The sequence below is a fragment of the Xylanibacter brevis P6B11 genome (genome assembly GCF_000621825.1).
In the GTDB taxonomy this organism is placed as follows: Bacteria; Bacteroidota; Bacteroidia; order Bacteroidales; family Bacteroidaceae; genus Prevotella; species Prevotella brevis.
In genome coordinates this window covers 201676-214282 of the sequence record NZ_JHXG01000009.1, presented here as the reverse complement: position 1 = coordinate 214282, position 12607 = coordinate 201676, and the positions used below count along the sequence as shown (strand labels likewise).

General features: G+C 50.9%; 10 protein-coding genes. 9 read left to right on the top strand and 1 reads right to left on the bottom strand.

The window, feature by feature from the left end:
- Nucleotides 1–145: 145 nt before the first annotated feature.
- The 6 genes from T496_RS0106215 to T496_RS0106190 all read left to right on the top strand — a co-directional run bounded on the left by T496_RS0106215 (nt 146) and on the right by T496_RS0106190 (nt 5931).
- Nucleotides 146–487, top strand: coding sequence for a hypothetical protein (locus T496_RS0106215; RefSeq protein WP_027449980.1), 342 nt, complete (start codon nt 146–148; stop codon nt 485–487).
- A 118-nt stretch (nt 488–605) separates the two neighbouring features.
- Nucleotides 606–1181, top strand: a complete 576-nt coding sequence (locus tag T496_RS0106210; protein ID WP_231478015.1) for an HD domain-containing protein — start codon at nt 606–608, stop codon at nt 1179–1181.
- Nucleotides 1178–2131: an ABC transporter substrate-binding protein gene (locus T496_RS0106205; protein WP_027449978.1), complete on the top strand. Its 954-nt coding sequence runs from the start codon at nt 1178–1180 to the stop codon at nt 2129–2131. The genes T496_RS0106210 and T496_RS0106205 overlap by 4 nt, the downstream gene beginning before the upstream one ends.
- An 8-nt stretch (nt 2132–2139) precedes the next feature.
- Nucleotides 2140–4530 (top strand): SpoIIE family protein phosphatase, encoded by a 2391-nt coding sequence (locus T496_RS0106200; protein WP_081783573.1) that lies wholly within the window; start codon nt 2140–2142, stop codon nt 4528–4530.
- A 13-nt stretch (nt 4531–4543) separates the two neighbouring features.
- Complete coding sequence (locus tag T496_RS0106195; RefSeq protein WP_027449976.1) at nt 4544–4846, top strand: STAS domain-containing protein; 303 nt, start codon at nt 4544–4546, stop codon at nt 4844–4846.
- A gap of 11 nt (nt 4847–4857) precedes the next feature.
- On the top strand, nt 4858–5931 hold the full coding sequence (locus T496_RS0106190) for a GTP pyrophosphokinase (RefSeq protein ID WP_027449975.1): 1074 nt from the start codon (nt 4858–4860) through the stop codon (nt 5929–5931).
- 309 nt (nt 5932–6240) lie between these two features.
- Here the strand turns inward: T496_RS0106190 and T496_RS0106185 are convergent, their stop codons facing one another.
- Nucleotides 6241–7971 (bottom strand): Na/Pi cotransporter family protein, encoded by a 1731-nt coding sequence (locus T496_RS0106185; protein WP_044110736.1) that lies wholly within the window; start codon nt 7969–7971, stop codon nt 6241–6243.
- A gap of 133 nt (nt 7972–8104) precedes the next feature.
- On the opposite strand from T496_RS0106185, the gene T496_RS0106180 reads away from it, so the two are divergent.
- From T496_RS0106180 to nrdG, 3 genes are all read left to right on the top strand, one after another.
- The gene (locus T496_RS0106180) at nt 8105–9766 is read left to right on the top strand and encodes a nucleoside kinase (protein WP_027449973.1); all 1662 of its coding nucleotides are present in this window, start codon (nt 8105–8107) and stop codon (nt 9764–9766) included.
- 119 nt (nt 9767–9885) lie between these two features.
- Nucleotides 9886–12120, top strand: coding sequence for an anaerobic ribonucleoside triphosphate reductase (locus T496_RS0106175; protein ID WP_027449972.1), 2235 nt, complete (start codon nt 9886–9888; stop codon nt 12118–12120).
- Nucleotides 12117–12605, top strand: a complete 489-nt coding sequence (gene nrdG / locus T496_RS0106170; protein WP_027449971.1) for an anaerobic ribonucleoside-triphosphate reductase activating protein — start codon at nt 12117–12119, stop codon at nt 12603–12605. The genes T496_RS0106175 and nrdG overlap by 4 nt, the downstream gene beginning before the upstream one ends.
- The last annotated feature ends 2 nt before the right edge of the window (nt 12606–12607 follow it).

The window sequence follows — 12607 nt, the reverse complement described above, 5'->3', positions numbered from 1 at the left end:
TTTGCGAGCATACTCATGAATTTAAAAATTTTTGAGAAAAAAGTGTGATGGAAGAAAAATATTGTGTATATTTGCCAATGATTATACATCCTAATGAAAAGCGGTGTTAATCTGACGCAGCTAAAAGCTAAATTATATAGGCCTAATGATGAAGATAGAAACCTACATACCAGAAGAGGACGAGGAGGCGCTGGACTTTGTGCACCGCGTCATAGACCTGCAGCCAGACAGGGTACCACTGCGCATCATTGAGCAGCTGGTGGAGATCGTGTTGGGCGAACTGAAGGGTCGCGACTGTCTGATGAGCGCCGAAGGATCGGAGAAGTTCCTGACGGTGACCATGCGCCACGGTGGACGTGCTATCGACGATCGACTGGTGTGGGTGATGGGCGACCATACAGACCGCATAGAGTATCACCCCGAGGGTGATGAGTGGGTACTAAGCATCCGCCGTGACGTGCCTCCTCCATTTGTGAGCCGACGATAAACAGCTGATATAGAGGCACTATTCCGAAAGAATAGTGCCTCTTTTCGCCTAAAAATATGGGATGAAGACTATCAGCCAGGGAAAACAACTATCAGTAACAATGAAACACTAAAACAATATGCCAAATAAGCCAATGAACACGGATCTTCTCGACCGCGCCATCGTGTTTGCCGTACGGGCTCATGCTGGCACTGAGCGGCGTGGCAAGGGTTTCCCCTACGTCGTACATCCGTTGGAGGCCATGGCTATTGTGGCCACGATGACGCCCGACCAGGAGCTGTTGGCTGCTGCCGCGCTGCACGACACGGTGGAAGATACCGACGTGACCACCGAGCAGATACGGCTGGAGTTTGGCGAGCGTGTGGCAGCATTGGTGGCTGCCGAAACCGACATACGCATGGATGGCATGAAGCGAGAAGACAGTTGGCACGCCCGCAAGCAGGCAGCCATCGACCGGTTGGCGCAGGCCTCTACGGATGCTAAGATGGTGGCGCTGGGCGATAAACTCTCGAACATGCGAGCCATTGCACGCGACTATGCCGCACAGAACGACCGCCTGTGGCAGCTGTTCCGCACGGCCGACCCTCAGGAACATGCCTGGCACTACCGCGGACTGGCCGATGCCCTCCGCGAGTTGGATGGCACGACCGCCTATCAAGAATTTGAACAACTCATCAAACAAGTCTTTGGATGAAGAAACAGATACAATACCTCATGCTGGCGGTGGCCCTGTTGTTGCCCCAGATGGCCAGTGCCCAGGACGAAACCATCGTGTTTACGCCCCAATGGACGGCACAGGCACAGTTTGCCGGTTATTATGTGGCCGAGGCAAAAGGATTCTATCGTAAGGCCGGGGTCAACGTGCGCATTGAACATCCCACCTCTACACAGCCGGCCATGAGCCGTCTGCGCAAGAACGTGTGCCAGGCCACTACGCTGCAGCTGTGTCAGGCTCTGGAGATTATTGATGCCGGAACACCACTGGTGAATATCCTGCAGACCTCGATGAACAATGCCATGGTCATCGTCTCGGCACGCAATCGTAACCCGCTGAAGCATAAAGGTGCACGTGTGGGTATCTGGAGTGTGGGCTTCGGTCAGCTGGCCATCTGCATGAGTCAGAAGGAACACCTGGACTATGAATGGATACGCTTTGCGCAGAATATCAACCTTTTTGTGGCAGGTGCCCTCGATGCCATGCTGGCCATGAGCTATAACGAGTATTACCAGCTGGTGCAGGCCGGCGTGGTGATGACCGAAGATAATGTGTACCGCTTCTGTGACCACGGCTATAACGTGCAGGAAGACGGTCTCTATATGTTGCGTGATTTCTACGAGGAGCATCCCGCTCTGGCAAAGAAGTTTGCCCAAGCCAGTCGGCAAGGGTGGGAGTGGGCTGCCCGTCATCCGAAGGAGACACTCGACATCGTGATGCAGTATGTGGAAAAGAACCGCATACCTACCAACCGCGTGATTCAGGAGCTGATGCTCAAGGATGTGCTGCGCATGCAGGTGGACCGCGAGTCCAAACGTCGTGAGTTCCGACTGCGCCCCGACATGGTGCGCAAGGCTTGCAAGTTGATGCGAGAGAACCACATGCTGAAACGTGAGGTGACATACAATGAGTTAATCAGTGAAAAGTGAATAGGGCTATGGATGGAATCATATCGTATATACGCCGAAAGCTCTCTGTCAGGGTCAGTCTGTGGGTGGTGATGTTTGCTGCCCTGATCTTCATCACGGCCTTGGGCTTCCTGTTCTATCAGTCGCGCGAGGCTATCCGTCAAGAGGCTATCAACCGTGCCACACAGATACTGGACAAGACCTCGCTGCGCGTGGAGGGCATCATGAACCGTGTGGAGGTGGCTTCGAAGATGACTGAATGGCTGGTGCAGCGCCATCCTGACAAGGCCGACTCGATGTTTGTGTACAGTAGGGCCATGCTGCTGAACAACCCAGACTTCTACAACTGTTCTATCGCTTTCGAGCCTGACTTCTTCAAAGACCGCGGCCGCTATTTCTCGGCCTACTCCCGCCGCGACACACCCAAGAACAACAAAATGGGTGAGACCATACGCACCTCGCTGGGCGGCAGCGACAGCTTCCAGTATTTCTATATGGACTGGTATCTGATGGCTAAGCTCTTTAAGCATGCCTGCTGGACCGAACCTTATGTAGATGTTGATATGTCAACGAACACCGGTGAGATGGTGTCCAGCTATTGCTACCCAATCATGGACAACGAGGGAAAGGTGATCTGTGTCATCAACACCAGCTTATCGCTGAACTGGCTCTCGCAGACCATCTCGGCAGTGAAACCATACCCCAACTCCTACAGCATCATGATAGGGCGTGGCGGTACCTATTTCGTGCATCCTGACAGTACTAAGATTACGCGCGAGACCATCTTTACAAAGACGTTGTTGGAGCCAGATACCGCCCTGACGGCGCTGGGACATGCTATGCAGCGTGGTGAGGAAGGCATGAAGCAGATGATCATCGACGGACAGGATTGTTATGTGTTCTATAAACCGTTGGCAGATACGGGATGGAGCATGGGTATCGTGTGTCCGGAGAGCGATATCTTCGGTGGATTCGACCGTGTGCGTCACGCCGTGATGGGCATCGTGGTGGTGGGCTTGTTGCTCATGCTCTACATCTTTATCAAAGTGATTACCCGCGAGCTCAGTCCGCTGCGTCGTCTGGCTGATGAGGCAGAGACCATTGCTTCGGGCAATTTTGAGACGCAGTTGCCAGACATCCAACGTACCGACGAGATAGGACAGCTGAGCCAGTCGTTTGCTGGTATGCAGAAATCACTGGTGAAATACATCGACGAGCTGAAGAACACCACGGCACAGAAGACCTCCATTGAGCGCGATCTTCACATTGCCAGCGCTATACAGAGGGGCATGTTGCCTAAGAACTTCCCCACCAAGGACGACCGCGACGATGTGCAGATCTATGCCTCGCTGACACCAGCGAAGGATGTGGGTGGCGACCTGTTCGACTTCTATATCCGCGACGAGAAGCTGTTCTTCTGCATTGGCGACGTGTCGGGTAAGGGTATTCCTGCCTCACTCGTCATGGCCGTGACGCGTTCCATCTTCCGAACGGTGTCGGCACGCGAGGCGATGCCAGACCGCATCGTGTCGAACATGAACGAGATTATTGCTGATGCCAACGATACCAACATGTTTGTGACACTCTTTGTGGGTGTGCTCGACCTGCCTACAGGGCGTATGCGCTATTGCAATGCCGGACACGACGCTCCGCTATTGGCTGGCGCCGGCTTGGGCTCGTTGACGTGCGATGCTAATATACCTATCGGTGTGATGCAAGACTGGAAGTACTCGCTGCAGGAAACACAGATCTTCACGGGTACCACCATATTCCTGTTTACAGACGGACTGACCGAGGCCGAGAATGCCAATCACGATCTGTTCCGTATGGAACGTGTCAAAGAGGTGGCCTCACAGGCTCTGGCCCATCAGCAGCACGAGCCGAAGCAGTTGATAGACATGATGACCAATGCCGTCCATCAGTTTGTGGACAAAGCCGAGCAGAGCGATGACCTGACAATGATGGCGATACAATACACCAAGCTGGAGAGAGACGTGAGATTCAGTAAGCGCATCGTCTTGCTCAATGACATACAGGAGGTTTCAAAGCTGACAGCCTTTGTCGATGAGGTCTGCGAGGTGGTGGGCTTCAGCCCCGCCATGACGATGCAAATGAACCTGGCATTGGAAGAGGCCGTGGTCAATGTGATGAACTATGCCTATCCGGAAGGAACGCATGGCGATGTCACTATTGAAGCTAAGACAAACGATGTGCGTCTGAAGTTCACCATCATAGACAGCGGCACTCCCTTCGATCCTACAGCCATGGAGGATGTGGACATCCATCAGGATGCAGAAGACCGCCCCATAGGTGGACTGGGCATCCATCTGGTGCGTGAAATCATGGACTCGGTGAACTACGAGCGCGTGGACAATCTCAATGTGCTGACGCTGAGAAAGAAACTGAGAAAAAATAATTAAAAGTATAAAAACAATGAAGACAACAATTCAAAAACAAGATGGTAATTTGATTGCCATTCTGGAGGGACGCCTCGATACTGCGGCTTCCCAAGAGGTGGAAAAGGCCATACAGCCTCTTTATGACTGCGATGGACAGGACGTCATTATCGACTGCACGAATATGGAATATATATCATCGAGTGGCCTGCGTATATTCCTTGGAATTCTGAAAAATACCAAGGCAAAGGGAGGCCATGTATATATTAAAGGTATCTCAGACAACATTCGTGCTGTCTTCGCCATGACTGGCTTTATTAATCTGTTTGAGTTTAAGTAAATCATCATGCAATGGGAAAGAATGTGACATTAGATTCGCATGGCGAGGCACTGATGCAGCAGTATCGCGAACGGCGTCCCTCGCTTGAGCTTTTGGCAAAAGAGGCCTACGAAGTTTTGAGTAGTGCGCTTCGTGAGCAGGGCATCTATGTCACTGCCATTGAATATCGAGTGAAGGCTGAGAATTCGCTGGCTGGTAAGCTGGAGCTGAAAGGGGCGAAGTATAAGAGTATTGATGATATCACCGATCTGGTAGGCATGCGCGTCATCACTTTCTATACTGATGATGTGGATAAGGTGGCAGCTATAGCCAAGAGTGTCTTTGACATTGACTGGAAAGAGAGTGTTGACAAACGTAAACTGCACCAACTGGATTCTTTTGGATATAACTCGCTGCACTATATCTGCAGAATGAAGAGTGGCGGACCGCGTTTCGAACTGCAGATGCGCACAGGATTGCAGCATGTGTGGTCGACCATCGAACACGATATACGTTATAAGGGCGATGTAAAGATTCCCCGTGAGTATGCGCGGCAGTTTAGTCGTTTGGCAGGCATGTTGGAACTCATTGACGATGAGTTCAGTCGTCTGCGTACGGTGCTCACCGACTATAGGCGTCAGATTCGTTCGCTGGTAAAGGATGGACAGCTTGATGAGGTTCCTTTGTCGGTTGACTCGTTTCGCAGTTATCTCGACTTGGCTCCCTTCGACAGGCTGAATAAACGCATTGCTGCTGTTAATCAGGCAGAGATTTATCCCGTCTCTTTGATGCCGTTCCTGCCGGTTCTTGAGTCTTTCGGACTTGTAACGCTCAGTGATGTGCAACGTTTCATAGAAGAGAATTCTGATGAGGCCTATCAATTGGCTCTTTCACAACTGGCTGTTACCGACTTGGACATTCTCTCCTCGAGTGCTGCCTTGCAGTATCTTTGTTTGGTCCATGTGTTGAAGCACGATGGAGGGCGTGAAGGTCTGAAAGCTATTTTTGATACCATCAATGGTGAGAGTGCGGCAAATGCTGCGTTGGCAGATATGATGTTGGAACAGGCTCAGACACTGCCATTCATGCAGAGAATTGGTAATTGAAAAGCTTAACTTTTGCGGGCGAAAAGCATAACTTTTATATAGCAAAAGCATAACTTTTATATAGCAAAAGCATAACTTTTATACTGCAAAAGTGTAACTATTGATTCGCGTCTAGAGTCTAGAAAGCATCATTCTAGAGTCTAGACGTTGCAGTTCTAAAGTCTAGAATTGGTAGATCTAAAGTCTAGAAACGGCATTTCTAGAGTCTAGAATCGATGCAATAGCATAAGAATAACACCGTCAAAGTAAAAGTTTAGCGGCACTATTCGGTGTGAATAGTGCCGCTAAACGTATAGAATAGTGTCGCTTTTATCTAAGTCCCATGCGGGCCTCTACCACGTTAACCACATAGTCGCCAAGTTTCTCGCACTCGTTGATGAGGTCGATATAGATGGTACCCTCGGCATAGGTATAAGCGTGGTTGTTGACATCGATGATGTTCTGAGCCTTCAGCTGGTTGCGGTAGTTGTTGATCTCGTTCTCGATGTTGAACGTGCGGTTCACGTCGTAGGCTTCCTTGCGACCGCTCATCAGCTGGTTCATCTGCGTCAGCGCCTGATCGGTGAGACCCATCATCTGGTGCAGGTGATTGTATTGGTTCTCGATAAAGTGGTCTTTCTTGTCGCTGAACTTGCGGTTGATGGTGCGAGCCATGTTGAAGCACGAGTCGCCGATAGACTCCAGCTCGCTGACCTCGCGAAGCATGGCGCGAATCTTTGCCTTGGTCTCGTCAGAGAGGTGAGCATCGCTGACGCTCTCCAGGTACTTGGCAATCTCGAGCTCCATGTTGTCTGAGATGCTCTCGTATTTCTCGATGCGCGTGAACAACTTATTGAAATCGCTCTCGTTGTTTTTCTTGTCTTTGTTGGTGGTGCTAGACGACATGTTGAGCAGGTCTTGTACCATGCCAAACATGCGCTGCATGCGCTGACCGAAGGCACGAATCTCTTTCTGGGCTTCAAGCACGGAGAGCTCGGGAGTCTTCATGAAACCAGCGGTGATAAAGTGCAGACGGAAGTCTTCTTCCTCGTCCACCTTCTTGGGTTTGATAACCCAGCAAACGAACTTCTCAATCTGTGGGATAAACCAGATAAGGATGCTAGCGTTGATAATGTTGAAACCCGAGTGGAAGGCTGCCAGCGTGAACGTGAGCTTCTTGTCGGTTGCCATGTTGACCATATCCTGATGCAGGGCGTTGGTGCCAATATAATCTACGGCCCATACAACGCCGTCAACAAACCAATAGAACACGGCAAGTATCCAGATGACGCCAAACACGTTGAAGAACATGTGGGCCAAGGCGGCACGACGGGCCTGCGTGTTGGCCGAGAGTGCAGCCAGGTTTGACGTGATGGTGGTGCCGATATTCTCGCCCAGCACCAAGGCAATACCCATGTAGATAGGCATGGCACCACTGCCGCAGAGCAACATGGTGATGGCCATGACGGCTGCCGACGACTGTACGCAGAAGGTCAGCACGCCACCTAAGAGCAGGAACACCAGGATGGTGAGATAAGAATCGGTGGGAAACGACTCGAAGAAGTTGAGCACGTCGGGGTTGTGGCCCAAGTCCATGGCCTGGCCGGTGAGACGCAGCGTGGTGAGTCCTAACAGCAGAAGGCCCAATCCAAAGAGGAAGTCACCGATGTAACGGTGCTTCTTCATGTAGATCATGATGATGCCAAGGAAGAAACCGATGTAGCTGACAATGCTGATGTCGAACGATGAACCCAGCGCCATAATCCATGCGGTAAACGTGGTTCCGATGTTTGCACCCATGATGACCGAGATGGCTTGTGCCAATGTGAGAAGGCCAGCATTAACAAACGATACAGTCATCACAGTGGTGGCTGTTGATGACTGTACAGAGGCCGTTACGACAGAACCTGTAAGAAGACCAGTAAGACGATTGGAAGTCATAGCTCCCAGAGCGTGACGCAACTGAGGGCCGGCCATCTTCTGCAAGGCTTCACTCATGGACTTCATACCAAACATGAGAAGTGCCAGTGAGCCGAGCATCGTGAATAGTGTAATCACCATAAACGTTGAAATGTTTTTTTTGATTATGAATTTGGGGACAAATTTAATAAATAAATTTTAATTATGTGGTAATATGACTTTTTTTTTGTAATTTTGAAGCGTATTTTCCACTACTAATCAAAACGGGAAAGATATGGAGAAAAAGATAAACGTGTTCTGTAAGAACATAGGAAAAATGCTTGAAGTGCCCATGGGATGCAACCTGCTGGACATCTTTAAGATTTCAGGACTGACGATGGAGTATGGTCCTGTGTGTGCACGTGTCAACAATAAAATAGAGGGCATCCACTTTCGTGTGTATAAGCCCAAGGAAGTGGAGTTTCTGGATATGTACTCGCCCACGGCCATACGTACATATACGCGTACCTTATTTTTTGTATTATGTAAGGCTTGTCACGACCTCTACAACCCATGCAGGGTGAGCATCGACATTCCGGTGTCGAATGGCTATTATGTGGATCTGGACCTGGGACGCCCCGTCACGGTAGAGGATGCCGGCAAGATACGCCGCCGCATGCAGGAGATTGTGGATGCGGGCTATCCTATCCATCGCCATGAAACCAGCACCGAAGAGGCCATCCGCCTGTTCACCGACTTGGGCTCTATGTCGAAGGTGAAGTTGCTGAAGAGTCGTGGCGAGATCTTTACCACCCTTTACGACATAGATGGTTACTATGATTACTACTACGGCTCGCTGCTGACCACCACGTCAAATCTATACCTCTTTGGCGTAGAGAAATACTACGATGGCTTGTTGCTGCGCATACCGCAGCCCCAACACCCTAATGAGCTGGGCGAGCTGGTGATGCAAGACAAGATGTTTGGTATCTTCAAGGAGAGCCACCGCTGGCAGCAGCTGATGGGCATGAGAACCGTGGGCGACCTGAACGAGGCTATCCAGAATGGCTACAGCAACCTGCTGATACAGGTGAGCGAGGCCCTACAGGAAAAGAAGATTGCTAAGATCGCTGATGATATAGCCAACAGAAAGGGAGTGAGACTGGTGCTGATTGCCGGTCCGTCGTCGAGCGGTAAGACCACTACCTGCAAACGTCTGTCGGTGCAGCTCATAACGAATGGTATCAAACCGGTACCTATCTCCTTGGACGACTATTTTCTGGACCGCGACCTAACTCCGAGAGATGAGACTGGCGACTATGATTTCGAGAACCTTCATGCCCTGAACCTGCCCTTGCTGAACGAACAGATGAATGCTCTCTTCAGGGGCGAAGAGGTGGAACTGCCTCGTTATGACTTCCCGACAGGAAAGAGCGTGAAAAGTGGCAAGAAACTGCGCCTGGCAGACGACCAGGTGCTGGTGATGGAGGGTATTCATGCCCTCAACCCAGAACTGACTGCAGGTGTGCCACAAGAACAGATCTATCGTGTTTATGCATCGGCACTTACCACCCTGCTGCTGGATAGTCATAACTACATTGCTACCACCGACAACCGACTGTTGCGCCGCATCGTGCGCGACCATAAGTACCGTGGCGTATCGGCACAGGAGACCATTCGCCGTTGGCCTTCGGTGCGCAGAGGCGAGAACACGTGGATATTTCCATTCCAGGAACATGCCGACCAGATGTTCAACTCGGCCATGCTCTTCGAGTTGGCCGTCATAAAAAGTCAGGCGGAGCCGTTGTTGGAACAGGTGCCCGAGAACTGTCCGGAGTACTCGGAGGCCTACCGATTGCATAAGTTATTGAAATATATTAAGCCAATACCAGAAGACCAAATTCCGCCAACGTCGCTGCTGCGCGAGTTCCTGGGCGGGTCGTCTTTTGAATATTGATGACTAAAACATTTTTTAACTAGAAATTAGTTCTCTGCAAAGTACGGATTATAGAAAGAATTTGTTATCTTTGCAGAGAATTTTTTTGATAACCATAAAACACTTTTTTCGAAGGTATTATGATACAGACAGTTGTGAAGCGCGACGGACGAATCGTCGGGTTTAACGAGCAGAAAATCATTGCTGCCATCCGTAAGGCGATGATGACCACCGATAAAGGTGAGGATGACAACCTGCTCAATCAGATAACAGATCATGTGGCCCAGCGTGGTGAGACACAGATGACGGTGGAGCAAATCCAGGATATGGTGGAACTGGAGCTGATGAAGTCAAGTCGTAAGGACGTGGCTCAGAAGTATATCGCCTATCGTAACCAGCGTTCTATTGCCCGTAAGGCAAAGACCCGCGACGTGTTCCTGGATATCGTGAATATTAAGAATAATGATATCACGCGCGAGAATGCCAACATGAATGCCGACACACCTGCTGGCATGATGATGAAGTTCGCTTCAGAGACCACCAAGCCCTTTGTCGATGACTATCTGTTGTCGGCCGAGAGTCGTGATGCCGTGACACACAACTATCTGCATATCCACGATAAAGACTATTATCCCACGAAGTCGTTCACCTGTGTACAGCACCCGCTGGACCACATCCTGAACTGTGGCTTCATTGCCGGACACGGTGCATCGCGCCCCGCCAAGCGTATTGAGACAGCTTCGGTGCTGGCTTGTATCTCGCTGGAGTGTGCGCAGAACGAGATGCACGGAGGTCAGGCTATCCCTGCATTCGACTTCTATCTGGCACCCTTTGTACGCCTGTCGTATATCGAGGAGCTGAAATATCTGGAGGATTTGAACGGCGAGGACTACTCAGCCATCTATCAGGAACCACTGCTCGACTATGTGAAGCAGCCTCTGGACGGCTTGAAAGGACTGGACCGCGTGCGCCAGCATGCCATCAACAAAACGGTGGGACGCGTGCATCAGGCCATGGAGGCCTTTATCCACAATATGAACACCATCCACTCACGAGGTGGTAATCAGGTGGTGTTCTCGTCTATCAACTACGGTACAGACACCTCGGCAGAGGGTCGATGCGTGATGCGCGAGCTATTGCTCTCTACCTACGAGGGCGTAGGCGGTGGCGAAACGGCCATCTTCCCCATTCAGATATGGAAGAAAAAGCGTGGTGTGAACTACCTGCCCGAGGATCGTAACTTCGATCTCTATCAGTTGGCATGTAAGGTGACGGCCCGTCGTTTCTTCCCGAACTTCCTGAACCTCGATGCCACGTTCAACCAGAGCGAGGAGTGGCGTGCCGACGATCCTGAACGCTACCTGCACGAGGTGGCAACGATGGGATGCCGTACGCGTGTGTTTGAGAACCGTTTCGGACCGAAAACCAGTGTGGGAAGAGGTAACATCTCGTTCTCGACAATGAATATCGTACGTCTGGCGCTGGAGTGCCGCGATATCAAAGACAAGGAACAGCGCATCGGTCAGTTCTTTGCCAAGCTCGACGACCTGTTGGAAATCACGGCCAAGCAGTTGGACGACCGCTTCCAGTTCCAAAAGACCGCCTTCACCCGACAGTTCCCCTTGCTGATGAAGAGCTTGTGGATTGGTGCTGATAAGTTGGGCCCCAACGACACGGTAGAGAGTGTGATTAACCAGGGTACACTGGGCATCGGTTTCATTGGCCTGGCAGAGTGCTTGGTGGCTTTGATTGGAAAACATCACGGCGAAAGTGAGGAGGCTCAGGAACTGGGACTGAAGATTGTGACCTACATGCGCGACCGTGTCAACGGATTCTGTGAACAGTATCATCACAACTATTCTGTACTGGCAACACCTGCAGAGGGACTGGCCGGACGCTTCACAAAGAAAGACCGTCGCGACTTTGGTAGCATTCCAGGTGTGACAGACCGCGACTACTATACCAACTCAAACCATGTGCCTGTGTACTACAAGTGCTCGGCTCGTCATAAGGCAGAGGTTGAGGCTCCCTATCACGACTTGACTCGTGGTGGACACATCTTCTATGTGGAGATTGATGGTGACGCTACACACAACCCACAGGTGATTATGAGCGTGGTTGACATGATGGACCGCCTGAATATGGGCTACGGCTCGGTGAACCACAACCGTAATCGCTGTATGGACTGTGGCTACGAGAATGCACAGAGCGACCTGAAGGCTTGTCCAAAGTGCGGTTCAACCAATATCGACCGCCTTCAGCGTATCACTGGCTATCTGGTGGGCACAACCGACCGATGGAACAGCGGTAAGTTGGCTGAGCTCAACGACCGCGTGACACATATTGACGATGGTGATCAGAAACTGTTTTCATGATTAGCGTATTAAGCATTATAGAAGATACAATGGTGGATGGTCCGGGATTCCGGACCTCCATTTATTGTGCTGGTTGCAGACATCAATGTGCTGGCTGTCATAACCCGCAGTCGTGGGATTTTGAAGGCGGTCATACTATGACGACCGACGAGATTATGAGCGTCATAGAGGCTGACCCCTTTGCTAACGTGACCTTCTCGGGTGGTGATCCGATGTATCAGCCCGAGGGCTTTACCGAGTTGGCAAAGGCCATCAAGTCACGTACAGACAAGGATATATGGTGCTACACCGGCTTTACCTTTGAGTCGCTGGTGAGCAATCCGCGCCAGAAGGCACTGCTTGAAAAGATTGACGTGTTGGTGGACGGTCCGTTTGTGAAGTCACAACGCGACGAAACACTTCACTTTCGCGGCTCTCGCAACCAGCGCCTGATAGACGTGCCTGCCTCGCTACGCGAAGGTAAAGTGTGTCTTTATAAAGAATAAGT